This is a genomic window from Limnospira platensis NIES-39, assembly GCF_026000695.1.
GTDB classification, from domain to species: Bacteria; Cyanobacteriota; Cyanobacteriia; order Cyanobacteriales; family Microcoleaceae; genus Limnospira; species Limnospira platensis.
Genome location: NZ_AP026945.1, coordinates 6,098,563 through 6,121,709, shown reverse-complemented (window position 1 = coordinate 6,121,709; position 23,147 = coordinate 6,098,563). Strand labels below are relative to the sequence as shown.

The window sequence follows — 23,147 nt, the reverse complement described above, 5'->3', positions numbered from 1 at the left end:
TAATGTGATTATTTAAATGGTTAGAAACACAATTAACCCATGGGACCCAGACCCTACCGCTAGAATGCGAGACCCAGACCCTACTACTAGAATATGGGACCCAGACCCTACTAGGGAGCCACAAGGTAGGAAATCGTTTGGTGGTGCTAGTCAAGACCATCGTAGGGAGCCACCAAAGAGAGATGAACCAAAGGGAGGAAAAAAACCTAGGGGAAAGGGTGGCGCTGGTAGAGGTTTTGGCGGTCCTAATAGCGGTGACGAGGTAGATGATAATAAAGGTAGAAGTTCAGATAATCAAGGCGATAACGCAAGCTATTTAGATGAATTAATCGAGGAAACCACAACTGTTAAAGATGATTGTTATTATTTATTGCCCTATGCCCATCCTCGTTATGGAGAAAGTTCAGGTTACCAATCATATAACATATTGTCGGGATACGGTAATTTTGATAGGTTTGAAAAAAACGATTTTCAAACATCATTACATAAATCAAAAGATGGCGTTAGCTATACTTGGGAAGCAAGTTATGAGTATAGTAAGGTATATCGAGACTCAAGCTATCCACCAACTTTTATTAACTTAAGCCAGTTTGGGCATGGAACTTTACTACCTCGGCGGTGGCGGCGAGAATCGGAAACAATAATATGGGAGTCAATGACATCACATAATGTTATTTGTGAGTTTGAGGAACTTCATCCTGTAAATTATTATATAGAAGGAGATTACATTGAAGGCGATAATTTAAATGCGGGTCATAATCTAACCGCTATATATATTCGTGGTAAATATTTACAGACTTTTTTAAGCCTGCATACAAACCCCTGGGCTAAAATGGCTTACACGACGTATTGGTTTCTCCTTGGGAACAGAGTGACGATTGACCGCAAAACATTTGATATTGGTTGGTCATGGATGGGTGCGTCTAGATATGGCTATAAAAATAGATACTATACTTTTAAGCAAGGAACAATGAGTGCCTTAGAAAGAGCGTTTTGGGGTTTTGGAATATTCCCGTGTAAACTACAATCGCTTAATTACAATACTTGGTCAGGTTTATATGTTTATGACCCTATATGTGAAATAGAATACACTAGAAGAAAAAGAGTAACAATACCAGACATGAATGAAGAATGCTGTGGAATGATTAGAAGGATTTACGAGTTCCTAGACCCTGAATCCTTTCCGGCTGAAATGCCTGAAAAAATAACGGTTAATGCTAATAATCCAGAAAACAGAATTAAACGAATAAACACATTGCCAGAGTGGTTAATGTATCGATTCGATATTGATGACGAAAGATGGGGTGAGTTTGAAGTTAAAGTCGAGATTAATGACGTAAATTTGATGACCAAAGAACAGGAACACGCGGAAATCAAATTGCCTAACTTAGCTGAATCAATTGCTGAAATATTCGGGATGGTAATGGAAATTGCCATCTCTCATCAGGTTACACAAAACGCTGTTTTAACCTGTTTACATGAAGCAGGTTTGGCGCATTCAGCAGCCTTTAAAGCTGGTAGGGAAGTCTCGGAAATATTAGACTATTTAGGATTTGAAACCGAGGAAAAATACGAGAAACTAAAAACAGCGTTTACTCCAGAGGCTGATAATTTTGAGGAACTACTAGAACCTAATGAAAGTAAAGTTAAAATCACTAATCAAAAGAACGCGAAAGAAACACTACAGACAGCCTTAAATCAAATAAAGGAAATATTCTCAATAGTTAGAGCGCAAGGTACTTTACAAGTTAATGGTAATGACCCGTCAAAAGACATATTAGCCGATTTAACTAGGTTATATGATTCAATGAAAAAACAAGACGAGATTAGAGAGCAAGAGACTAATAAAGTACAAGAATTATTGAAAAAAGACTTTCCTGATATCAAGATAGAAACCGAATTGATTGACGGCGATAACCCACTAAGAGGGACTTTGTAATGGTTGCCAGAAGTGCAAGAATGCTAAGGAGTACTCGTAGCTTGTCTAGCCGTCAAACCCGTAGCAGTATAGGTAGGAATGGCGTTAGACAAGTTAATTTAGCTCAGAGAACATCTACTCAAGAGATGGGTTGGTTTGGCAAGCTATGGGCAAAAATAACTGGTAAAGTAGTTGAATGGGGCAAAAGTTTTGGAGGTTGGTTATGGGAAGGAATTACTAAGTTTTTATCTAACTTTAGTTTTGAGAAAGTAGCACGATTTATCACGTCTAATTGGGATAGTTTCTGGAATTTCAACTGGAATATATCAGATGAACAGATAGACAAAAATATGATGAATATTGCTAATCAATTTATTAGTACTACCGCCGGTTTTTTGGGTAATATGGCAGGTAAATTAGTTTGTGGAGTATTGCCTACCATTGGTATTGCATTTATCAACAAAGCCGCTGCTATGCACATTGCCTTAAGCAAGGGACCTGAAATGCTTATGGAAGTATCTACAGCTTTCGGCTCATACGTTAAACAGTCATTTAACATGGCTATGAAAGCCATAGCATGGCAACTGTTTAAACATGGTAGACGGGTTGTTAAAATGTTTTTAGATAAAAGTCCTTCAACACTTGCAACGGCTATTGTTTCAATGGTTCCTGGTGGTAAAGGAACGATTGAAAAGTGGGGTGACGAAAAAGGTGAAGAATGGAGTTTCGGTAAACAGAGAAGGGAAGCTAGGGAGAAATTACCAGAAAAATATGATGGAAATATTAACACCATTTGGAACCAAGACAGTTCCGAGGAATTCTGGGATGAATTCTCAGATAACTGTAAAGAAGCAATTATTTTAGTTGCTCAAGGATTAGATGAATATATTGCCTTGCAACGCATTGAGGAAAATAGACAGCAACAGTTAGTTAACGCGGTTGTAGAAAATGGTGGAGAGCGATTTAGACTAGTATCATCATTAAGAAACCTTCAAGAAAATGTAGCAAATGTGTTAGCTCAAACTGAGATATTAGGAAATAGAGATATTGGTCAATTTGTAGGGTCGGGTGATATCTCTGAAGTTCCGAATAGCAGTAATTTAAAAATTCAGTTAACCTTCATTTTGTACAATTACGAAAAACCTCCATATTGGACTAAGGAAAGACGGTCAAAACTACAAAAAACTCAAATAGAACTCCCATCAGTAGAAAGACACGAAATAACCTGGGATAAATTACAAAGGATATTTACTCAACCTAGTAAATCGGCATTTACCAAAGGCAATATCAAAGTAACCTGTAATATGCGAAATGGTAGGAAATTTTCATTTTTTGTGAATGAAAGCTCTAAATCTGACGCTGAAAGAATTTGTAAGGATTTAGTACAATTAACAAGTTCCTCAATTGTTTATCCTTTGATATTTGAGGAACGTAAAGGTTTTGGCGGTAGGGAAAATGCGAAAAGAATCAAAGAGAGCAAAATGTATATCAGTGAAGTGAAAATACTTAACTGGGAATTAATTGATAAATTTGAACAAGCCAAAATCGATATGGGAGAAAGTTCCGCTTTAGCAATGTATAAAGACCCTAGGAAGTCTAAAGTAAAAATTCCTTTACATTTTGAGAATAAACCTAGCTGGGTAGATGACGCAATCAGAACAGCTACTAGAACGTCGTTAGAAATGAAAACTGGGAGTCAGCCACCAACTACAGCTTAATGTAGTTTTCATTGAATAGAAGCTACATATATGTAGCATCTGATATATCAAATAGTTAACAGACAAATTCAGTTAATGATGCTAGGCTCTATGTATTAACTGATTAAAGGTAATGACTATGGCAAGCCCCGTAACTCTTAATGGTGCCACTCTCGAACACCAATTGTTAGAAGTTATCGAGCAAGTTCAACGTGCACAGATAAACGCAACTAGAAACCCTAATGGTGTAACGGTAGTTACAGCTTATACCCGCAACATGGCAACTGGAGCTGTGACAGTATCCCTAACAATCCCTACTGATGATGTTTTGGATGCTACTAATGGCTCTATCGATGTAGAAGCTATTGCTGTTTTTGTTGACTAGGGTTCATTAACTAGGTAGACAACAATAGTGTTAATGTCTACCTATCTAAGGTTTTGTTTGATAATTAATGAGGTTAAATTATGCCATTAAATGATGCTTACGATAAATATAAAGCAAATTTTGTTGCTAAACTAGCGGAACCGAAAGGCACTTGTATCGGCAGGAGTTTGATGGTTGAGGCTCCAGTAGACAAGACATCAAAGTATGTTATCCCAATGCCTATGTTGCTGCTTTATACGCTATCCGATAACGCCGTAACACAGGAACCCGTCCTGGTGCGAGACTTAACTATCTGGAGACCTCCCGTTAGTGGAACTACATCAACTAATGCTAATAGGCGTAATATCATACCAGGGGCTAGAGTTAGGTCATGGAAACGTATAGAGTACACAAAGATTTTTGTAGAAGCTCCTGCCTCTATGGGTGGAGTATGGAGAACATATCGCACATCAGGAACTAACGCGGGTGATAGGAAGCTAAGATTTATTGGTTTAAAAGTTCCTCAAATTTTCTCGATTAATTCCTTGCTATATGTTTTTGCTCATTACTGGAGCAAAAAACCCGCGAGTATTAGAACCTATAACTCAATGTTTCGTATTCCGGCTGAATCTGAAATTACCCTCGATAACCTAGGAGAACTAACCACAGGTAAAACTGAAGCACCTAATCAAGTACAAGGAAACCTTAGCGCTTTACCTGAGAAAACAGGCAACAAACCATAATAACTATCTTGTTGCTAATTATATACCCGTTAAATCACAAAATAGGATTAACGAGTTTTTTGTATTGGTTATTATTTGTACATTCTATATATACTTAATGTAATACTTGATATTTTTATAAATAAGTGTAAATTGTATAATTTATGTTTATTTTTAATAAATTAATTAGATAAGATAATTTTAATTAAATACAGTGAATTCAAAAGAGCAAGGTAACTATACAGTTACAGAATCAATTGAAGGTAGCGTAACTGTAGAAAATGTAACTAATGTCAATACTAATAAAGTATTGACTCCTACAGAATACCAAGAGACGTTGAGTCGGTTTAATCAGTTTACTAAGTTTCTGGAGTTGGTTAATACTTACCTTCCTTACCCCAAAACTTCATTAATTCAATCATTGACCAACAAACTCCAAACGTCGGAGATTATCAACTCAAATACCTTTTATCTGACATATTCAGAGATTGCCACACTTAAACGAGTCACCAACGCAATCCTGACGCTATTAAAAGCAGGTGGAGTAAAGCTACCTCGTAAGGTTACGGGAGCCATACAGGATGATATTAACGCCCTCGAAGACCACCTACTGGGCTCTGAGCGTGATTTAGAGGATGAAGATAATGAAGTCAACCCATTTTCTAGTTGGTTAGATTAATCCCACACCAAAAACAAAACCGCTTATGTGTAAATTTTTTAGGGACTCTATTTTAAAAGCACATAAGCGGTAGCCACTAAGCATTAGGAAATTATAGCATGATACCACGTCATTGGTCCGAGGTTAGGCTTAACCTACGAAACATCACGTTAACCCCCTTGATGTATATCGGTCATTCCCTATATATCAAAGTTCCAATTTCAGGCGTAAAGGGGTTTACGTGGCCATCAACTTTAGTTAAGTTTGATAAGGATTTTATTGCTTATTTTATAGGCGAAATTCTTAAAAAATTAATCCCATTACATCCTGACAAACTTGAGGAAATTTGTACAGAAGCCCTAGAGTTCTACAGAGAAGAATGGAATATATATCAAGCCGAAAACGGCGGGGATAGAGAACCTGATAATCCTAATACATCTTTCGGAGTGTACCCAAAAGATGAAAAATAAATACAATGCTAGAGGACAAAAAATAGACGGCTATTATTTTCCAAGTGCATTTGAATGTAGGGTTTATCACCTTCTACGAAAACATGATAATCAATTAATTGTTCACCCTAAAATGACATTAATTGAACATGCAAAACCTTGGAAAAATATCACCTGGATTCCAGATTTTTAGAGTCCGTTCTTTAATCGTTACATCGAAGTTAAGGGAGTATTAACTGATTCATTTAAGCTAAAAATGCAGTTATTGCAGTACCTTAATCCTGGTTTAGTCAATCAGTGTTGGTTTGTTATAAGGGGGACATCCTACCGATGGCAAGGCATCTCATTTATCAATATCGACGAGTTTAAGGGGCTTTTGAAAAACTTAGAGATTCCAAGGGTAAACAATGAATAAACTGCACTACAAGGGGTTATTTTCCATTGACGGTGAGTTAATAAACACCACCTATAACCCACACCTATTTGAGTCAGAAACCACTCAAATAGCCTACCGGATACTAACCCCTATAAAGGAACATAAAACCCAGGAAATCCTTGATTTAGCTTATTCCTATATGGGTTGTTATAGCCCTAGGGGGGACTACAGAGGTCACGCTACAGCAAGGTTGACAAATGAAGGCAGCCTACGAGTATCAATTGTTGGTAACCCTCAATTTTGGGAGGTATGTAAAAAAATTTCAAACGTCATAATCAATCATCAAAGGATAGTTAATCATGAGTATCGGATATTACGGCAAAAAACAGGACGATAAATTTAGTTATTGCAGTGCAGTTAAGCCCGGTGAAACGGCAACCTTTCTAATTGTTGATTATGCACAATTCCGAATTAAGTCACCTCACCTATGGATATTCGGGAAAGGTGTATCAGGTGATTTTTCTAACTTCAATGATAGGGATTGGAGTTATTCCAAAGGTGATAAAGAATTAATTGCTGTACGGTTTTGTATTGAAAAATACGAGACTGAATATAACGGCAAAAAACGAGAATACACCCCTACATCTCCAGAACTCGCATTGCTTAAAATAGTCGAAAGTGACTCAATGCTTACAGACGGTTCTGTGATGTTTACAGCAACAATAAATCTAAGTCAATCATCAGTCAGACCTTCTGACAGGATATTAGAGGGAAATATCGGAGACGATAATTTAAACTCTGATATTTCTAATATCTTAGAAATTGAATGTATTAATCCATTCAATCAATCTTTCGCTACTTACTCAATCGGAGATATTGACGCTTTCATTGAATCCAAAACTAAAAATAAAGCAGGATTTAATGGAAAGGCAAAATACAAAACCTTCGAGGAAAGGTTAACAGAAGGGGCTAAGGTTTTGGATTGTGACCCTAGCTTTGAGAGTCTTTATAACAAGGTTAAACAACTTGATTCTAATGTATTAATTGCATTAATTGAATTACTGCGATTAATGTAGTCACAAATAAATCCCCCCTAAATATTTAGGGGGGAATAACTACCATACCATGTCAACAAGTCAAGAGCGATAAGAGGTTACTACCATGTCTGAGGACTATATTGATTATAGACTAATTAGAAGTCAGATGTCATCTGAACTAGAAGAAATAATCACAGAAGGCAACCTGGGTGAGCAATTAGAGTCTGTTTTACGGGCTGTCTGTGTTCTACCATATCCTGATATTCAGTTTCCAATTATCGCCTCGTTTATAGCGTCTCCAGTAACGTTAATGTCTACCGCTGGTATCCTGTTCCTTTGGGGGTCTAGCGGTACTGGAAAGTCACAGATAGCTACCGTAGCATCTGAACTATACAAGACAACCTCGGTGCTTGCTAATAGCACTTTCGCTTCACTGAGAAACAAGATACAACATGAACGATTTTATGACCCCCTTCAATGTGAATTTGAGAAAAATTTTATATTGGTATGGGAAGATATCACCCCTAGCTTATTAATTGAAAATGAGAATATGTTATCGCTTTTCAAGGTGTTAAACCGCAAAAATAGCCGAATAACCATCAGTAGTCAGACACCGGGAACTAACATGATTTTTAATGCTTTCGCTTTAAAGGTGATTAATTCAATACATCCATTGTGGACATTTTGGGAGTTAAACGAACTCAAAAGACGGATGTTTCCTATATGGTTTAAAAAGAGACTATGACATCAGAGGAATATAGGGGCAATGGTTACGAGTTAAGTGATTTAAACGATGTAGAGGATATTACGCTTGATAAATTATCATCTCAATTAGAAATTTTCTGGAGAAATATCGATAACTGCAATCAATACAGCAAGGTCAAAAAACAACTACAGAAACACAAAAAAGATATCATTAACGCTAGGTTATCAAGTGAAATTATTGTCACCCATTCATTGATTTATCAATTATCTATCAATGAATCAATTAAACGCTTCAATGATTACTGGGATTTTGTTAATGAAAAAATCTTGACTATATCATCAGGTACTGAACAATTTTTAGACAGTTTTATCACTCAAGGTATTGAGGCAAAAATGAAACAAAACAACCAGGCAATTAACGCGGGATGTCCTGAGTTAACCGAGGTTGTAACTGATATCGACCCGAAAGCGTTAAAAGAAGCCATTGAGAGAGCTAAAACAGATGGATATCTTGATAGTCGCGTTAATGTTTCAGAGTTGACTAATCTAATGAAAAATAGAGGATATAATATGATTAATCAGAACGGCAAAAATGTTTGGAAACACATCATATAGGAGACCAAAAAAATGACTCAAACCAACACAAATGCCATTATAAAGGCAAGGTTTAAAACATTTAAACAAATGGTAGATAGTACAGTCTACAACGCCAACAGAGAAGACGCTAAAGAAACGTTAATTTCAATAATGAATGATTGCGAGATTGAGTTATCCTTAGCAGAAGCAAAAAAACAATTATTGCTCAAACAGCTTAATTATATTAAGCATTTACTAACCAAAATCGAATAATTTAAACCCGTCCGAAATGACGTTAAACTATCACAACTTAACCACTATCAAAGGATAAATCCATGTCAATCAAATTAAGTACACCCGGATTAAACGTAGTAGAATATAGCTACATGAGTAATCGATTAAATCCTAACGTTGTAGGATTACTTGACTTAGTAGAACTTGCTATCACATCTGAACAATTCGACGAAATTGTCGAATTTATTCAAATCCACAGGCATTTTTTAAACGCGGAAATCGAGTTACTCAAAGGTATTGAAGCCTTGCTTGATGCAAAAATTACAGAACACAACAATAATCAAAATCACCCCGATAATGATGATCACAAGTTCAATTAATCAATAGGAAATAAAGCCATGAATGAGTTTGAACAAGAAAAAATGATGGTTATTGCAGAAATGGCTAGGGAGATTTTTGTCAGATTAGCTGGCAATAATTTAACAGCAACTCGTGAGGATAGAATCACGATAGCAGAAATTGCTCATAATTACGCTATTGACTTTCTGGCAGTACACGAGAAATGGGTAGAATCTCAGTATCCAATTATTACTCGATTCGATTCAGACGTAATATCACCTGAATGTAACCTTAATGGTTATAACAGCGATATCCTACTGGGAGGTGATTTTCATGCCTAAGCTACTCCCAGTAGTCACACTAACAGGGTCTTACAAAGGGTTTCTGGTAGGTCATGGTAATATCTGTATCGAAGTAGGTTCTTTAGAATGGTTTAAATACCTAGAAACCCATAAATCTTTTTCAGTAGAGGTTAATGGTAAACGATTTACAGCTTGCAAAAAACTCTCAATTAATGGTTTTACCTACTGGAACCTCAAAGGGTGGGATGGTAGCGTCAATCATCACATCTACATAGGGAAATCTGACCAACTCATTGTAGACAAGCTAACAGACGTAGCGTTAGCTATGATTACTAAGTGTAAGATTAGCGGGGAGCTACCAAAACGACATTTCCTGTACTAAACCCTAACACCTAACAGCTAACTCAATAACTTAAATGGCCCCTATGGTTTCTGACTGTAGGGGTTCATTCATATTATCTGTTTTCAGTACCGAAAATACGGTATCGAAAATTATTTATATGCTTACCCCCCTAGTTTACCCACAATAAACACCCTAAGCCAAAACCTTAACCCGTCTATTAGGGGTACTGGGTTCGGCACGGGATGATTACCACCAAAAATTGGAGACTTGTCTAGCGGTATGTAGGTATCGGTTTCGATGGGGAATCAATTCTCTAGGATTATGTAGGTATCAGCGAGAGATGACGAAACAAGTCACCAGTTGAAAAGTTGTTTAGGGGTATCGCTTCAGTATGTCATAGCCAGGTTAGTCGTGATTATGCGATCGCATTTTGTTGGTAGTGAGTAGGCTCCTCAATATTTCACCAATAATCTGACTCCCACAGGGAACCAGGTAGGCGGTCTGATATCTTTGTACATTGATAGGAGTATCGTTGTACATTGATAACCTAGTGGGTTCCCCCTACGGCTACCTACGGCTATCGTGTTGACTTTGAGCCATAGATAAATCCCACTGCGATCGCACTCATTACCGTCCTATTATTAGCACTGGTAGCTTTAGGTAATACCCTGCAAAATTGAACCCATACCCTCCCCCTAACCGAAACAAGCACTATTGGGGAAACGACCGATGTGATAGCAGTCAATGGTGAGGAACGAACCGATAGGCTTGCCATTGACGGGTATCACGAGAGAGTTACCCTATCGGTGTTTGGTTAGGGGGAGATAGTAGGCATTTGACAGATTGATTAAGTTGTGCTTGTTGACTGAGTAATCAACCGTTGACAGAATTATTTTCCTGTGCTAGGACTAGATTGTGAGTAATATTTGAGTAACTAGGCATAGTTATTGGGTTGAGTAATAACCCGCTATCGCTGTCAGGATAAAGGTTTATAGTTAACGCTACTCGACGGAAATTAACCGTCGGCGGGGGGAGTGCGATCGCCCTTCTCAGATTCCCTTGACCAATTTTCGGGGCATAGAAATTCGCCATTTTGCCGCAGAAATTGCCCGGTTAGCCTTGATTATTGCCGAGTATCAGTGTGATGTGTTGCATCGGGGGCCGATGTTGGCGTTGGCGGATTTTTTGCCCTTGAAGGCTGATAATTGGATTACTTGCGGCAATAATGCCTTGCGGTTGGATTGGTTGAGTCTTTGTCCGCCCACGGGAACGGGGGTAAAGGTGCAGCGGGAAGATTTGGATTTGTGGGGGGAAACGCGAGATCAGGCAGAAATTGAGTTTGAGAATGAGGGGGGAGAAACTTATATTTGTGGGAATCCGCCTTATTTGGGTTCGACTTGGCAATCGTCGGAACAAAAGGACGATTTAAAACAAATTTTTGATAGTCGGACAAAAAATTGGAAGTCTTTGGATTATGTGGCGGGTTGGTTTATGAAGGCGGCAGATTATGGCACGCCAACCAATGCGGCGGCGGCTTTTGTTTCTACTAATTCCATTTGTCAGGGTGAACAAGTTCCTGTTCTCTGGCCGCTTATTTTTGAAACTGGAAATTTGATCATATTTGCTCATACATCCTTCAAGTGGGCAAATCTTGCGAGCCATAATGCTGGGGTGACGGTGGCTATCATAGGAATTGGGGCTGATTCAAAACATCATAATATAGTTTTTTCAGAAGATGAAACTGGACAAATAGTTGCCAAGGCAGGTAGTAATATAAATGCGTAGCTTGTTCATGGTCCTAATTTAATTATTGAAAAGGTTAGTCGCTCACCTGAAGATAGGGCTTTGATGGTATGGGGAAATAAACCAACAGACAATGGAAACTTTTTTTTAGATACCTATCAGGTGAAGGATTTGTTCGATCATTCGCCCCAGGCAATAAGCTACATTCGGCCTTATTTCGGATCCGCAGAGTTTATCAGAGGTCTTAATAGATATTGTTTGTGGATTGAGGACTCAGAAGCTGAAGAAGCTTATAAAATTCCAGAAATAGCTAAACGAATTGATGCTATTCGAGAATTTCGTAGTAATAGTAAAGCAGCAGAAACTAGACCAGCCGCAGATTATCCTCATCGATTTAGGCAAATTCAAGGGATTTGTGATCGATCTGCATTTATTGTTCCACGTGTTAGCTCTGAGCGCCGAGAGTATCTTCCTATTGGTCTTTTACCAGAACGATCATTGGTCGGTGATAGTGCCTTCGCTCTCTACGATGCGCCACTGTGGAACATGGCGCTAATCGCCTCACGCCTTCACTTGGTCTGGATCGCCACCGTCTGCGGCAAACTCGAAACCCGATATCGCTACTCCAACACCCTAGACTGGAACACCTTCCCCGTCCCCACCCTCACGGAACAAAACAAAGCCGACCTGACTCGCTGCGCGGAAGATATTTTATTAGCCCGCGAGCATTATTTCCCCGCTACTATTGCGGATATGTACGACCCAAAACGCATGGATAGCGAATTTCCCCTAGTCCGGGAAGCCCACGATCACAACGATGAAATTATCGAGCGAATTTACATCGGTCGTCGCTTCAAAAACGACACCGAACGCCTAGAAAAACTGTTTGATTTATATACAAAAATGACCAGCCAACCCACCCCAGCCCAAAAGTCGGCGAAACCGAAAACCAAGTCATAAAGCGATCGGGCATAATAGAACAAATCCAACCCAATCCAACCAACTGACTTCCTAAAAACTATGACAGCCGCCGAAAAACTCAATCAACTGATTCAAACCCTTCCAGAAAACCAAATCCCAGAAGTCCTGGACTTCGCCGAATTTCTCCAGCAAAAACAACTCACCTCCATTCAGCCTATTCCCTCTGGCACTCTGACTGGACTCCGAGGCATCGCCAAACGTCCCGAACCCGCCCCCAGTGATGATGAACTGCAAGTGCAACCCAACATCAACCGTAGGTTGGGTGCAACCCAACATCAACCGTAGGTTGGGTGCAACCCAACATCAACCGTAGGTTGGGTGCAACCCAACATCAACCGTAGGTTGGGTGCAACCCAACATCAACCGTAGGTTAGGTGCAACCCAACATCAACCCTAGGTTGGGTGCAACCCAACATCAACCCTAGGTTGGGTGCAACCCAACATCAACCGTAGGTTAGGTGCAACCCAACATCAACCGTAGGTTAGGTGCAACCCAACATCAAAGGTAGGTTAGGTGCAACCCAACATCAACCGTAGTATGTAGGCGAGATTCCCCGGTGGTCGCCGTGATCCCTCGCTTGTACCCCCGCGCCCCTACTGTTGCCTGGTTCATGGGAAACAGTATGATTAACAAACAGCAAACACTTGACTTTGTGCGACAATGTGGAGATAATAATAGGGGTGAGTTTGAAAGCGATCGCGATGGAAATCCAACGGGTCATCCTCACAAATTTTGGGCTATTTAAAAATCTGGAAATTTCCTTAGCACCCACCCAGCAAAACCCCAGCAATATCACCGTATTCGTGGGCAAAAATGGCGCGGGCAAATCCTCCATTCTCACCGCTTTAGCCACCTCTCTTAGCTGGTTCACTGCTCGTTTACGCACGGAAAAAGGCAGTGGCAACCCTATCCCAGAAAATTCTATACTTAATTCCGCTAATTTTGCCAGCATTGAAATCGAGGCTTATGATAATAATCATCCCTCAGAAAATGCCGACATCAGCCAGATTAATCATCAGTTTAAATGGACTTTAGCCAAAGCCGAAAAAGGGCGAAAATCCCCATATAATAGTAACCTAAACGACTGCACTCGTTTGGCTAATATTTATCGTGATGACCTCAGCGATAATGACCAAACAAGCCTACCTCTAATTGCCTTTTATCCGGTGGAGCGCGTAGTGCTGGATATACCCCTAAAAATTAGGACTAAGCACAGCTTTAAGCAATTAGATGGCTACGATAACGCCTTAAATCAGGGTGTAGACTTTCGCCGTTTTTTTGAATGGTTTAGAGAACGAGAAGATACTGAGAATGAATCAGCAATTCCTCAAGACTTTTGGAACGAAATCAGACCTCTATTACAAACCGATTCAACGGTATGGCAACAATTGCAGCAACTAAATGCCTCCGCTAAAGATAGGCAATTAACGGCAGTTCGCACCGCCATTAGCCGATTTATGCCGGATCTGGACAACCTGAGAGTCCGTCGCAAACCTCGTCTCTATATGGCGATCGACAAAAACGGTGAAACCCTAAATGCCGCCCAACTTTCACAAGGCGAAAAATCTCTGATGGCTCTAGTTGGTGATATTGCTCGCCGTCTAGCTATGCTGAACCCCGCCCTAGAAAATCCTTGAACAGGTGATGGTATCGTTTTGATTGATGAAGTCGATTTGCATTTACATCCCTCGTGGCAGCGTAGTTTTTGCGATCGCCTGATCGACACTTTTCCTAACTGTCAATTTGTGCTAACAACCCATTCACCTCTTATCATCAGCGACTGTCAAAATATCTTGGTTTACACCTTAAACAATGGTGAATTGCAACAATTGCCTTCCCAGTATGGGCAAGATGCTAATACGGTTTTACTAGATGTCATGGATACCAGTATCCGTAATGAGACCATTGATACTGAACTGAACAATCTGCTAGATGCCATACAAAACGCCAACCTAACCGAGGCTGAACAATTGCTTTCACAATTAACTGAGAAATTGCACGCCAATCATTTAGAATTGATGAAAGCCAAACTCCTGATCAATAAACAAAAATCACGTCATGCGAAAGATTCATAAAGGCTCGGAGCCACCTAATTTGACAGCATGGAAAAAGAAAAATCCTCATAGACGATATAGCCAGTTACCTGAAGATATGAGACGAGTTATTCGGGAATATGCTCTGAAAGAAAAATTCTATATTTGTGCTTATTGCTGTCAGAGAATAGAAGATATTAATAATTGCCATAATGAGCATATAGAAGCTCAAAATTTGAATCCTAACCGCACCCTCGATTTTTCAAATATTGTCGCCAGTTGTAATACCTCTAATCAATGTGGCAAGGCTCATGAATCTAAGCCCTTACCCTTAACTCCCCTGATGGAAGAATGCGAAACAGAACTTAGGTTTAAAATTAGTGGTCGGGTAGAAGGTTTGAGCGATCGCGCTAAGGATACGATTCAAGTGTTAAACCTGGGCGATGATGAAAAAAATAACCGTGCCTTAATCGAGAAGCGTAAACAATTATCCGATACCTTGTTATGGAAAAGCGGTATAGATCCCAATCAAGGCTTGGAGGATGAAGAATTGCTAGAGATGTTAATCAGGGATCTATCACAACCTAACGAGGATAAGATGGACTCTTTTGCTCCAGTGCTGATTAATATTTTGCAAAATTGGCTGTCATCTTAACAGGAAGATTGGGGAAAGGTCTACTCAGCAGAACCCAACATCAACCGTAGGTTAGGTGGTAGGTTGTGTGCAACCCAACATCAACCGTAGGTTGGGTGAAACCCAACATCAACCGTAGGTTAGGTGGTAGGTTGTGTGCAACCCAACATCAACCGTAGGTTGTGTGCAACCCAACATCAACCGTAGGTTGTGTGCAACCCAACATCAACCGTAGGTTGGGTGAAACCCAACATCAACCGTAGGTTAGGTGGTAGGTTGTGTGCAACCCAACATCAACCGTAGGTTGTGTGCAACCCAACATCAACCGTAGGTTAGGTGGTAGGTTGTGTGCAACCCAACATCAACCGTAGGTTAGGTGCAACCCAACATCAACCGTAGGTTAGGTGCAACCCAACATCAAACCCCCACCAGATAGGGACTGAGCCGATGTGATCATAGTCACAGGTAAGCCAGAGTAACGATCGCATTTAGGTTGTTATGGCTATCATGCGATCGCCGCCCAGGCCAATTCACAGAGTAGCCGGACTTTTGTCACTGCCAACCTTAGTCAAATCTCCGATGATAGTGACCATCAACCTATTCGAGCTATCAAATCTCAAATAGCTCATCTATCGTAGTATCTCTCAAAACCAGAGAGCCCAGCAACCTATAAGCACCTATCGCTAAAGCATCAAAAAAATGCTGCAGCCATTGGTAGGGGAGAACCCCTATAATGGATCGGCAGCATAGACTTTTAAGGGCAATCAGCCAAGACTACTGAATGATATGGAAATAGTAGCCAGCCACCACCAGGTTAATTCCTAACAGGACGATCGCCCAGAAAGTACGGAAGGGATAGGGAAATCCACCAGATTTATTAGCCATATTTCAAAGTTCCAATCATTTTTGTCTATTAAACCACACAATGCGATCGCTGTTAATCTATCGCCTCACCTCAAAAAGTTGCCACCAGATTACCCCCCGGTAGGTGTTCCCTGTAGGCTTTCACCCTCTGGCATGATCCTCTCTGAGAAAGGCGATCGCCAGTGGTGCAATATTTGCTATAATCATCAAGTTGTCTCAACTCGCACATCCAAGAGTTCGGGTGTCTGTGGGGAAATTCCTCTACAGATCGGCGCTTGGGTGGAGGATTAACCCGAAAAGGAGAAAAATTAATCATGCCAGTTATCAGTCTCGCAGATATGCTAGAGTCTGGGGTTCACTTTGGGCATCAGACCCGACGGTGGAACCCTAGAATGGCTCCCTACATTTTCACAGAACGCAACGGTGTTCACATCATTGACCTGGTACAAACCGCTCAACTGATGGATGATGCCTATGATTATGTCAGAAGTGCTTCTGAAGAAGGCAAAAAGTTCCTGTTTGTGGGGACTAAACGACAGGCTGCTGGTATTATCGCCCAGGAAGCTGCTCGCTGTGGTGGTTATTATGTCAACCAACGATGGTTGGGGGGTATGCTGACCAACTGGGTGACAATTAAAACTCGTGTAGACCGTCTCAAAGATTTGGAAGCGCGAGAAAATAGTGGTCAGTTAGACTATCTTCCCAAAAAAGAGGCCGCTGTTTTGCGTCGCGAAATGGGTAAGCTACAGAAATATTTGGGCGGTCTCAAAGGAATGCGCCGAGTCCCCGATGCCGTGATTATGGTAGACCAACGTCGCGAATATAATGCCGTGATGGAATGCCGCAAACTGGGAATTCCCATTATTGCTCTGTTAGATACTAACTGTGATCCTGACCTGGCTGATATCCATATTCCCGCTAATGATGATGCGATTCGTGCCATTAAGCTGATTATTGGTAAATTGGCTGATGGTATTTATGAAGGCCGTCATGGGGTCTCTGCTGTCGGCGCTGATGATGATTACGACGACGCGGATACCGATTACGATGACGAGGAATTTGGTGATGATTATGAGTCTGATGATGACTCTGATGATTCCTCTGATGATTAAGTCAATACAACTATAGTAGACGGTCTGGGGAAGCTGATGCTTTCCCAGGCTTCTATCTGACCAGGGTTGAGTATTTGGTGAAACATTTGTTAAACTTTCCTAACAAGTGTTGGTTACTGGCAATTTAACTAAGCAATTAAAGGATTAAACATGGCTGCAATCTCTGCAAAGATGGTTAAGGAACTGCGCGATAAAACTGGCGCGGGTATGATGGCCTGCAAAGAAGCCCTCAAGGAAAATGATGGCGATATGACTAAAGCCGCTGAGTGGCTACGACAAAAGGGTATTGCTTCCGCTGACAAAAAATCTGGTCGTTCGGCGACAGAGGGAATAGTCGGTAGCTATATTCACACCGGAGGACGGGTTGGTGTTCTGGTGGAGGTTAACTGCGAAACTGATTTTGTCGCTCGTCGCGATGAGTTTCAAGAGTTGGTGCGTAATATCGCCATGCAAATTGCGGCTTGTCCCAATGTTGAGTATGTCTCGGTCGATGATATTCCCGCTGATATTGTGGCTAAGGAAAAGGAAATCGAGATGAAACGTGATGATCTCGGTAACAAGCCTGACAATATCAAGGAGAAAATTGTCCAGGGTCGTATTGACAAACGCCTCAAAGAGTTGTCTCTGGTAGACCAACCCTATATCCGCGACCAGAATATTTCCCTTGAGGAACTCATTAAGCAGACTATCTCTACCTTGGGCGAAAATATCAAGGTCCGTCGGTTTGCGAGATTTGTCTTGGGTGAGGGTCTGGAAAAAGAAGAGACTAATTTTGCTGATGAAGTGGCTGCCCAAACTGGTGGTAAGGTTTAATCTGAGTAACTCTCAAAATCAGTGAGTTTTGGTGCAATTAACCCCGATCTGATGGCATAATCAGAATGGATCGGGGTTTTTGATTTGCTGTTGAGCTAATGGTGTTCCCCCCCCCTATTACAATTATGGCTGGATCTGTTAAACAAATTGAACATGAGATCGCACTATTGGAAGAGGCGATCGCTGATATTGCCCAAGAGCTGCATCAATGTTACAGTGATTATCTACAGGTTTTGGGTGATGGCTTGCGACAGCAACTTATCCTAGCTACTTATCATTTATGCACCCAGGGTTATCCAGAAGCCTTTTTAAAGCTATCTTTTGCGCGGCGGCAAGAGTTACAATCACAAATTCGCCATCATGTTTCGCGATCGCAAAATCGGTTATTTAATCTGGTGCGTGCGCCTATTTCTGAGCAAAAACCGCCTTCTGATGAGGCGGAAACCTCTGATGATGTTGAACCATCCCCAGACAGGGAAAACACGGAAAACGAGGATAATCAAAAGGTTCGCCCCTCAATTTCTACCCTTAAACCCATTTCTCCATCTAGTCCCAAACCCCTGCTAATTACTCCCTCTCACCTGCTGCGTTGGCAAGAAAATATTGAGGAAGCCACTGCTAAAATTCTCCATCGCCTCTCCCATGAGATTAACCTGCTATTGCAGCAATCGACTATACTGCCTCAAGAGTTGCCTGTAGCCCTCATAGAAGCAGCCTCTAAAACTGAACCTCCCCTGGAAGCTACGGCGGGGAATACCCCCAATTTGTTGACTCTCATGGTGGAGACCGAAGATGAAAATGAGGAACAGACCTCCCGTGTCACTCAACTGATTACCGTTCACCTGCGGATATCGGAAATTGAGTTTTCTGACCCTAGGGTGATGGCCGGACGACATCAAATCCGCAATGTGATTAAACGCCTTAACCAGTTGGGACGCAATTATCAGAAGAAATTGCGGGAAAGGGCTGTCCTACAGGCTGAGGCGGCTTGGCGCTCTAGTTGGTTCGATGAGTAAATGCGATCGCCTCTTCTCTGCTGTCTTGACTCAATTCTCAAGGCTAGAGTCAATCAGAGTCAGTGGGGGCGACCATAACCCATCACTTCCATAATATCTCAGATTTCCGAATTTGTCAAGTATTTAATGTGAATTAATGCACTAATTCCCCCTCAGAAAAACCCTAGTTAGTGAATAGCCAGGGAATCACATAACCAATTACCACCGCCGCCACAGTCAACAGAAGATTAACAATTTCTGGGGGTAGCCAGAGGTCTAAAAGACTGGCGTGAATTTGACTGACCGATAGTTGAGGGTCAATACCGGCTGCAATTTTGGAGGCTTGACCGTGAATGCGAACCTGTAAGCCTTGGGGGTCGTCTGGGTGAATTTGTAAACGGGGAAAACTTTGGATATTGGGAGTCTTGTTAAAAATCAAAAACTGTCGCTTTTCCAAGTTCAAATCTTGATTAACCATGCGAACTTTTCCCTGTAATATAGTCGAAAGTTCGATATTATCCTGAGTCTTATCGGTGGTGAGTAACCGGGAAAAGCGCACTTGATTGACGGTTAAATTCCCCCACAGCCACTGTTGATAATTGCTAGTTTCCAGGTTAGGCAAATCCAGATATAATTCCGTTTGGCTGCTGGGGGAGAGATTCAATTCCGTAGTGTAGGGAGTCCAAACAAATTCGCGAAAGTTATACTCTTCTTCGGGTTGATTAAGTTGGGGTAAATCATATCCTTCCAGGCTGATATTTAAGGGGTCTTGTCCGAGGGAGAGTTGGATGACAGTTTTCGAGTTTTCTTCCGAGTTTTCTTCGGAGGGTGGAATTAGGGTAAAAATCAGTTGATTTCGGTCGGTATCATAAATAAAGTTGCGGACTTCGGTTTGTGGCTGGAGTCGCAGATAACTGAGTTCAAGTTGACTGAAACCATCGGGGTTAGACGAGGTGATGATTAACTTACTGTGGGGATATTTTAAGCGAATGTCTAAGTTGTCAATACCCGACAAATCCTCCCCTTCAAACAATCCCAAAAGATGCAGATTTTGAACTCCTTCTAATTCGAGGCGTTGGAGGTTGCGGATTGAGTTGATGAATAATTTCTGTGAGGGTCCGGCGTAAGTAAAGCTGACGGATTCGGCGATGATATTGCCTTCAAATACATGAGCCCACGGCACAATTTTGAAACCCAGAATAAGTAGGGAAAATAGCAGCAACAGGAAGGCGGGAGTCCGATGTTTTTGAGCCTTGAGGAAAGACCGAACTCTCCCCAGTTTCAGATAAACAATATAAGCCTCTAAATTCTCGTCGTTGACTCGGTGGGGAGTGAAGGGATTAATATATAACAATAGCTGAACCCCAACCCACAAACAATGGATGGGGATTTTGACCAATTTTAGGCAGGTTTCCCCCAAGTATATCAGGGCATTTTGCAGAGACTTTAACAGGGGAAAAATCGGGTCTTTTAGGCGATCGCATAGACGGACAAACTGTTGATATCGGTTTTGAGACCATCGAGAACATCGGAGTTTTAGCCATTGCCAATTTCGGGAAAAGTTCATGATTTCGGGAAAGGTAGGTTAGGGGATAAAATCATCGGAACCAAGCCGGGTCATGGTAGAATGAAAAAACCCTGGTCACGGTTTCTGGGCGTTGTCCCCGCTGTTGAAGTTCCGCTAATACCCACAGTTGATAGAGTCCTCTGGGTTGGTTGCGTCCATCCCAACTAAAGACCATTTCCCCCCGTCTGGGGTTGGGTCTTTGTTGACTATGAATAACTTGGTTATTGTGGCGAATTTCAAAGCTGTTAATTTGGGTGCGGGCGGGACTGTATAAAACGAATTGATAGGAGGAGGAAGGTTGACCGATAATCACCGGAATATAGATGGGTTGTGAACCAGGAAGACTGGCGATCGCCCGCAGACTGTTGGCGGCAACTGCGGCTTGTCTGATGATGCGGGTATCTAAATGCAATTGATATTTATTTTGGCTTAATTCGGGGGTGAAACTGTCGAGTTGATAACGCCTCTCAAAGGAGCGGAGAGTAATGTTAGGGGTCCCTCCCATATTCGGCACTTGCAGTCTCAGGGTATCGCCTAAATTAGTCAGGTTGGAGGTAGCCAGGGACACTAGGTTAAACGAGGCACTGATGGCTTGGCGGTTGATGCCTTCGCAGCGGCTGGGGCTAGAACGCCGTTGATAAACAAGGTGGTTAGGATCGCTGGGGGGACAGGCGGCCGCTGCTGGTGTATGGAGGGCAACAATTCCGGCGGTGAGTAGATACAGAGGGGTGAGAAGCACTGATCGGAGCATGGTTTTTTTCCCTCAAAAAGTTTGACAATATCTATGGGGATATGATAGGCTAGTATTACTGTGGAAGAAAACCCCCTTTCTGGGTGGTTAAAATCGCAGACCCCACCGTTGCAGTTGTTGGCGGATGACATCGACAGGATAAGCGAAGCCGAAACCGCCGATGCTCTCTCTTGTGTTCCCACCTGCCATAACTGCGGCTTCCAGTTCGTCGCTGATCCGGGTTACTAGACCCACGACTTGGTTATCGTAGATGACCGCGCCGCCGGAGTTCCCCACCGCTAGATTAGTGCCGCCAATTTGTAGGTTTAGCTGGTTGCGTTCGGGGGTGTTGGCGGCAATGTAACCTCGCAGGATAGTCCAGGAGCTGCCGGTGACGGGATGGCCGATGATGCGGACATCAGCATCGAGGGGAATGGCAGAGTTGCTGAGGCGGAGGGGTTCGATGTCGTCGGGGAGCCCGGTCACTTCCAGGACAGCCAGGTCTAGGAGGTCGTTGGGGCTGGTGATGTGGCGGATACGAGCCGGGAACCGCAGGCGGTGTTCGGGTTCGTTGTGGCTGTAGAGTTCGATTTGAATATCGCTGCTGGGACGTTTCCCAAAGTCCTCGTCAGAGACTACATGGCGGTTGGTGATGATGTAGGTGCTATTGCCTTCCCGGTGGACAACCCACCCGGTACCGGTTTTATATCCGGTGGTGGTTTGGGCGATAATCAGGACGGTGGAGCGTTGCAGACCAAATAGGGGTTGCTCCTGAAGGCTGGGGAGGATTTCGGTGGGGTTCGCGGGGAGGGGATTCCCCCGCAGGGCGAGGAGTCGTTCGGCTTCCTGGAGGTTGCTGTAAGCTATAGCAAAGTTGGGGTCCAGTCGGATGGCTTTTTTGTATTCGGCGATCGCACCTGGCAAATCTCCCTGTTGTTGGAGGGCAAGACCGAGATTGTTGTGAGCTAGGGTGTGGGCGCTGGCGGGTGTACCTCTTCTGTCTGGAAGTGCCAAAGCTGTTCGGTAAGCGTCAATGGCTTCTGGCAGTTTCCCTTGGAGATATAGGGCATAACCGAGATTGTTGTGAGCATAAGCATTATTGGGGTCTAGTGCCAAAGCTCTTCGGTAAGCCTCAATGGCTTCTGGCAGTTTCCCTTGGTTTCTTAGGGCAACACCGAGATTGTTGTGAGCATAAGCATTATTGGAGTCTAGTGCCAAAGCTCTTCGGTAAGCCTCAATGGCTTCTGGCAGTTTCCCTTGGTCAGCTAGGGCCAGACCGAGATTGTTGTGAGCCCAAGCATTATTGGGGTCTAGTGCCAAAGCTCTTCGGTAAGCCTCAATGGCTTCTGGCAGTTTCCCTTGGTGATATAGGGCAACACCGAGATTGTTGTGAGCATAAGCATTATTGGGTTCAATCTCCAAAAACTCCCGCCAAATCTGTTCTGCTTCCCTATACCTCCCCGCCGCCCGGGCTGCATTCCCCCTTTCAAACCATTCGCCCACCGTCTGAGCCGCCAAACCTGACGGCAGGAGGGTTAAGGACAAAGCCAGCAATATTGGTAGGGCAAATCGCCGATATATCATAGCAGCCACCTCTCAATATCCCCATGTTTCAGTTTAATGCCTTTTTGGTCAGATGGCGAGAAATTCACCCGGTTTTTGTGAGAGTTTGTCGGACCTCCCCAGAGATAGTCATAGAAACCCGGTTTCTGGGAGGTTGGGGGGAAACAAACCCGGTTTCTGGGGGTTTCTGGGAGGGTTTATCGGACCTAGCGCAAATATGCTATATTGATTAAATAGTCATCTACTATTGTCATAACTAGCCACCATAGCCCATGGTTTCATGATATCCGCAATTTCTGAATTTGTCAAGTATTTGAGCTTGATTAATCCACCAATAAACCCTTATAATATCAACAAAGTTGGCAATCAAAAGCAGTTAAAATTAATCACC

At 42.2% G+C, this 23,147-nt stretch carries 28 protein-coding genes and 2 pseudogenes; 24 read left to right on the top strand and 6 right to left on the bottom strand.

Annotated elements, in window-relative coordinates; genetic code table 11:
• Positions 1–16: 16 nt before the first annotated feature.
• The 15 genes and pseudogenes from N39L_RS29950 to N39L_RS29880 all read left to right on the top strand — a co-directional run bounded on the left by N39L_RS29950 (position 17) and on the right by N39L_RS29880 (position 9,759).
• Positions 17–1,939 carry a hypothetical protein gene (locus N39L_RS29950; protein ID WP_014275315.1) on the top strand — a complete coding sequence of 641 codons (1,923 nt, stop codon included), beginning with the start codon at positions 17–19 and terminating at the stop codon, positions 1,937–1,939.
• 41 nt (positions 1,940–1,980) lie between these two features.
• A complete protein-coding gene (locus N39L_RS29945) occupies positions 1,981–3,636 on the top strand; it encodes a hypothetical protein (RefSeq protein WP_193408627.1) in 1,656 nt (551 codons plus the stop codon).
• A gap of 118 nt (positions 3,637–3,754) precedes the next feature.
• Positions 3,755–4,000 (top strand): hypothetical protein, encoded by a 246-nt coding sequence (locus tag N39L_RS29940; protein WP_014274315.1) that lies wholly within the window; start codon positions 3,755–3,757, stop codon positions 3,998–4,000.
• Positions 4,001–4,080: 80 nt separating this feature from the next.
• A complete protein-coding gene (locus tag N39L_RS29935; protein WP_014274194.1) occupies positions 4,081–4,722 on the top strand; it encodes a hypothetical protein in 642 nt (213 codons plus the stop codon).
• Between the two features lie 193 nt (positions 4,723–4,915).
• The gene (locus N39L_RS29930; RefSeq protein ID WP_014277231.1) at positions 4,916–5,380 is read left to right on the top strand and encodes a hypothetical protein; all 465 of its coding nucleotides are present in this window, start codon (positions 4,916–4,918) and stop codon (positions 5,378–5,380) included.
• Between the two features lie 98 nt (positions 5,381–5,478).
• Positions 5,479–5,829: a hypothetical protein gene (locus N39L_RS29925; protein ID WP_014276710.1), complete on the top strand. Its 351-nt coding sequence runs from the start codon at positions 5,479–5,481 to the stop codon at positions 5,827–5,829.
• Positions 5,819–6,223, top strand: a pseudogene (locus N39L_RS29920) (DUF1064 domain-containing protein). Before N39L_RS29925 ends, N39L_RS29920 begins: the two are co-directional and overlap by 11 nt.
• Positions 6,216–6,581: a hypothetical protein gene (locus N39L_RS29915; RefSeq protein WP_014275577.1), complete on the top strand. Its 366-nt coding sequence runs from the start codon at positions 6,216–6,218 to the stop codon at positions 6,579–6,581. The pseudogene N39L_RS29920 and the gene N39L_RS29915 overlap by 8 nt, the downstream one beginning before the upstream one ends.
• Entirely contained in the window at positions 6,544–7,260 is a 717-nt protein-coding gene (locus N39L_RS29910; RefSeq protein ID WP_014277230.1) for a hypothetical protein, read from the top strand. Before N39L_RS29915 ends, N39L_RS29910 begins: the two co-directional genes overlap by 38 nt.
• 85 nt (positions 7,261–7,345) lie before the next feature.
• The gene (locus N39L_RS29905) at positions 7,346–7,966 is read left to right on the top strand and encodes a hypothetical protein (RefSeq protein ID WP_014274432.1); all 621 of its coding nucleotides are present in this window, start codon (positions 7,346–7,348) and stop codon (positions 7,964–7,966) included.
• Positions 7,963–8,541: a hypothetical protein gene (locus N39L_RS29900; protein ID WP_014277229.1), complete on the top strand. Its 579-nt coding sequence runs from the start codon at positions 7,963–7,965 to the stop codon at positions 8,539–8,541. Before N39L_RS29905 ends, N39L_RS29900 begins: the two co-directional genes overlap by 4 nt.
• Positions 8,542–8,553: 12 nt before the next feature.
• Positions 8,554–8,775 carry a hypothetical protein gene (locus N39L_RS29895; RefSeq protein WP_014277228.1) on the top strand — a complete coding sequence of 74 codons (222 nt, stop codon included), beginning with the start codon at positions 8,554–8,556 and terminating at the stop codon, positions 8,773–8,775.
• A gap of 62 nt (positions 8,776–8,837) precedes the next feature.
• Positions 8,838–9,116, top strand: a complete 279-nt coding sequence (locus N39L_RS29890) for a hypothetical protein (protein WP_231852015.1) — start codon at positions 8,838–8,840, stop codon at positions 9,114–9,116.
• 18 nt (positions 9,117–9,134) lie between these two features.
• Positions 9,135–9,416, top strand: a complete 282-nt coding sequence (locus N39L_RS29885) for a hypothetical protein (protein ID WP_035736471.1) — start codon at positions 9,135–9,137, stop codon at positions 9,414–9,416.
• Positions 9,370–9,759: a hypothetical protein gene (locus N39L_RS29880; protein WP_014277227.1), complete on the top strand. Its 390-nt coding sequence runs from the start codon at positions 9,370–9,372 to the stop codon at positions 9,757–9,759. The genes N39L_RS29885 and N39L_RS29880 overlap by 47 nt, the downstream gene beginning before the upstream one ends.
• A 366-nt stretch (positions 9,760–10,125) precedes the next feature.
• On the opposite strand, the gene N39L_RS29875 is transcribed toward N39L_RS29880, so the two are convergent.
• Positions 10,126–10,260 carry a hypothetical protein gene (locus N39L_RS29875; protein WP_286131422.1) on the bottom strand — a complete coding sequence of 45 codons (135 nt, stop codon included), beginning with the start codon at positions 10,258–10,260 and terminating at the stop codon, positions 10,126–10,128.
• Between the two features lie 333 nt (positions 10,261–10,593).
• The gene (locus N39L_RS29870) at positions 10,594–10,812 is read right to left on the bottom strand and encodes a hypothetical protein (protein WP_231852508.1); all 219 of its coding nucleotides are present in this window, start codon (positions 10,810–10,812) and stop codon (positions 10,594–10,596) included.
• On the opposite strand from N39L_RS29870, the gene N39L_RS29865 reads away from it, so the two are divergent.
• The 5 genes and pseudogenes from N39L_RS29865 to N39L_RS29840 all read left to right on the top strand — a co-directional run bounded on the left by N39L_RS29865 (position 10,780) and on the right by N39L_RS29840 (position 15,133).
• Positions 10,780–11,505, top strand: coding sequence for a DNA methyltransferase (locus tag N39L_RS29865; protein WP_006616076.1), 726 nt, complete (start codon positions 10,780–10,782; stop codon positions 11,503–11,505). The two genes, N39L_RS29870 and N39L_RS29865, sit on opposite strands and share 33 nt — an antisense overlap.
• Before the next feature lie 63 nt (positions 11,506–11,568).
• Positions 11,569–12,423, top strand: coding sequence for a type IIL restriction-modification enzyme MmeI (locus tag N39L_RS29860; RefSeq protein ID WP_006616077.1), 855 nt, complete (start codon positions 11,569–11,571; stop codon positions 12,421–12,423).
• A 60-nt stretch (positions 12,424–12,483) separates the two neighbouring features.
• Positions 12,484–12,729, top strand: a complete 246-nt coding sequence (locus N39L_RS29855) for a DUF2281 domain-containing protein (protein ID WP_014277225.1) — start codon at positions 12,484–12,486, stop codon at positions 12,727–12,729.
• Positions 12,730–13,146: 417 nt separating this feature from the next.
• Positions 13,147–14,520, top strand: a pseudogene (locus tag N39L_RS29850) (AAA family ATPase).
• Complete coding sequence (locus N39L_RS29840; RefSeq protein WP_014277222.1) at positions 14,504–15,133, top strand: HNH endonuclease family protein; 630 nt, start codon at positions 14,504–14,506, stop codon at positions 15,131–15,133. Before N39L_RS29850 ends, N39L_RS29840 begins: the two are co-directional and overlap by 17 nt.
• 753 nt (positions 15,134–15,886) lie before the next feature.
• Here the strand turns inward: N39L_RS29840 and N39L_RS29835 are convergent.
• The gene (locus N39L_RS29835) at positions 15,887–15,997 is read right to left on the bottom strand and encodes a photosystem I protein PsaX (protein WP_006616757.1); all 111 of its coding nucleotides are present in this window, start codon (positions 15,995–15,997) and stop codon (positions 15,887–15,889) included.
• A 21-nt stretch (positions 15,998–16,018) separates the two neighbouring features.
• On the opposite strand from N39L_RS29835, the gene N39L_RS29830 reads away from it, so the two are divergent.
• The 4 genes from N39L_RS29830 to N39L_RS29815 all read left to right on the top strand — a co-directional run bounded on the left by N39L_RS29830 (position 16,019) and on the right by N39L_RS29815 (position 18,917).
• Positions 16,019–16,267 (top strand): hypothetical protein, encoded by a 249-nt coding sequence (locus N39L_RS29830; protein ID WP_148261880.1) that lies wholly within the window; start codon positions 16,019–16,021, stop codon positions 16,265–16,267.
• Between the two features lie 23 nt (positions 16,268–16,290).
• Positions 16,291–17,088: a 30S ribosomal protein S2 gene (rpsB, locus tag N39L_RS29825; RefSeq protein ID WP_014277220.1), complete on the top strand. Its 798-nt coding sequence runs from the start codon at positions 16,291–16,293 to the stop codon at positions 17,086–17,088.
• 150 nt (positions 17,089–17,238) lie between these two features.
• A complete protein-coding gene (gene tsf, locus N39L_RS29820) occupies positions 17,239–17,901 on the top strand; it encodes a translation elongation factor Ts (protein ID WP_014277219.1) in 663 nt (220 codons plus the stop codon).
• Positions 17,902–18,026: 125 nt separating this feature from the next.
• Positions 18,027–18,917, top strand: coding sequence for a hypothetical protein (locus N39L_RS29815; RefSeq protein WP_014277218.1), 891 nt, complete (start codon positions 18,027–18,029; stop codon positions 18,915–18,917).
• A 163-nt stretch (positions 18,918–19,080) separates the two neighbouring features.
• On the opposite strand, the gene N39L_RS29810 is transcribed toward N39L_RS29815, so the two are convergent.
• From N39L_RS29810 to N39L_RS29800, 3 genes are all read right to left on the bottom strand, one after another.
• Positions 19,081–20,463, bottom strand: coding sequence for a hypothetical protein (locus N39L_RS29810; protein ID WP_014277217.1), 1,383 nt, complete (start codon positions 20,461–20,463; stop codon positions 19,081–19,083).
• Positions 20,464–20,494: 31 nt separating this feature from the next.
• On the bottom strand, positions 20,495–21,214 hold the full coding sequence (locus N39L_RS29805; protein ID WP_014277216.1) for a hypothetical protein: 720 nt from the start codon (positions 21,212–21,214) through the stop codon (positions 20,495–20,497).
• A gap of 87 nt (positions 21,215–21,301) precedes the next feature.
• Positions 21,302–22,777 (bottom strand): tetratricopeptide repeat protein, encoded by a 1,476-nt coding sequence (locus N39L_RS29800; protein ID WP_014277215.1) that lies wholly within the window; start codon positions 22,775–22,777, stop codon positions 21,302–21,304.
• Positions 22,778–23,147 lie beyond the last annotated feature (370 nt).

Excerpts from the sequence above, each read along its gene's own strand:
- N39L_RS29855 (WP_014277225.1), top strand. The coding sequence starts at position 12,484 with ATGACAGCCGCCGAAAAACTCAATCAACTGATTCAAACCCTTCCAGAA.
- N39L_RS29910 (WP_014277230.1), top strand. The coding sequence starts at position 6,544 with ATGAGTATCGGATATTACGGCAAAAAACAGGACGATAAATTTAGTTAT.
- N39L_RS29940 (WP_014274315.1), top strand. The coding sequence starts at position 3,755 with ATGGCAAGCCCCGTAACTCTTAATGGTGCCACTCTCGAACACCAATTG.
- N39L_RS29935 (WP_014274194.1), top strand. The coding sequence starts at position 4,081 with ATGCCATTAAATGATGCTTACGATAAATATAAAGCAAATTTTGTTGCT.
- N39L_RS29810 (WP_014277217.1), bottom strand. The coding sequence starts at position 20,463 with ATGAACTTTTCCCGAAATTGGCAATGGCTAAAACTCCGATGTTCTCGA.
- N39L_RS29905 (WP_014274432.1), top strand. The coding sequence starts at position 7,346 with ATGTCTGAGGACTATATTGATTATAGACTAATTAGAAGTCAGATGTCA.
- rpsB (WP_014277220.1), top strand. The coding sequence starts at position 16,291 with ATGCCAGTTATCAGTCTCGCAGATATGCTAGAGTCTGGGGTTCACTTT.
- N39L_RS29840 (WP_014277222.1), top strand. The coding sequence starts at position 14,504 with ATGCGAAAGATTCATAAAGGCTCGGAGCCACCTAATTTGACAGCATGG.
- tsf (WP_014277219.1), top strand. The coding sequence starts at position 17,239 with ATGGCTGCAATCTCTGCAAAGATGGTTAAGGAACTGCGCGATAAAACT.
- N39L_RS29860 (WP_006616077.1), top strand. The coding sequence starts at position 11,569 with ATGGTATGGGGAAATAAACCAACAGACAATGGAAACTTTTTTTTAGAT.
- N39L_RS29870 (WP_231852508.1), bottom strand. The coding sequence starts at position 10,812 with ATGGCGAATTTCTATGCCCCGAAAATTGGTCAAGGGAATCTGAGAAGG.
- N39L_RS29925 (WP_014276710.1), top strand. The coding sequence starts at position 5,479 with ATGATACCACGTCATTGGTCCGAGGTTAGGCTTAACCTACGAAACATC.
- N39L_RS29815 (WP_014277218.1), top strand. The coding sequence starts at position 18,027 with ATGGCTGGATCTGTTAAACAAATTGAACATGAGATCGCACTATTGGAA.
- N39L_RS29915 (WP_014275577.1), top strand. The coding sequence starts at position 6,216 with ATGAATAAACTGCACTACAAGGGGTTATTTTCCATTGACGGTGAGTTA.
- N39L_RS29950 (WP_014275315.1), top strand. The coding sequence starts at position 17 with ATGGTTAGAAACACAATTAACCCATGGGACCCAGACCCTACCGCTAGA.
- N39L_RS29835 (WP_006616757.1), bottom strand. The coding sequence starts at position 15,997 with ATGGCTAATAAATCTGGTGGATTTCCCTATCCCTTCCGTACTTTCTGG.
- N39L_RS29805 (WP_014277216.1), bottom strand. The coding sequence starts at position 21,214 with ATGCTCCGATCAGTGCTTCTCACCCCTCTGTATCTACTCACCGCCGGA.
- N39L_RS29885 (WP_035736471.1), top strand. The coding sequence starts at position 9,135 with ATGAATGAGTTTGAACAAGAAAAAATGATGGTTATTGCAGAAATGGCT.
- N39L_RS29900 (WP_014277229.1), top strand. The coding sequence starts at position 7,963 with ATGACATCAGAGGAATATAGGGGCAATGGTTACGAGTTAAGTGATTTA.
- N39L_RS29880 (WP_014277227.1), top strand. The coding sequence starts at position 9,370 with ATGGTTATAACAGCGATATCCTACTGGGAGGTGATTTTCATGCCTAAG.
- N39L_RS29895 (WP_014277228.1), top strand. The coding sequence starts at position 8,554 with ATGACTCAAACCAACACAAATGCCATTATAAAGGCAAGGTTTAAAACA.
- N39L_RS29875 (WP_286131422.1), bottom strand. The coding sequence starts at position 10,260 with ATGTACAACGATACTCCTATCAATGTACAAAGATATCAGACCGCCTAC.
- N39L_RS29800 (WP_014277215.1), bottom strand. The coding sequence starts at position 22,777 with ATGATATATCGGCGATTTGCCCTACCAATATTGCTGGCTTTGTCCTTA.
- N39L_RS29890 (WP_231852015.1), top strand. The coding sequence starts at position 8,838 with ATGTCAATCAAATTAAGTACACCCGGATTAAACGTAGTAGAATATAGC.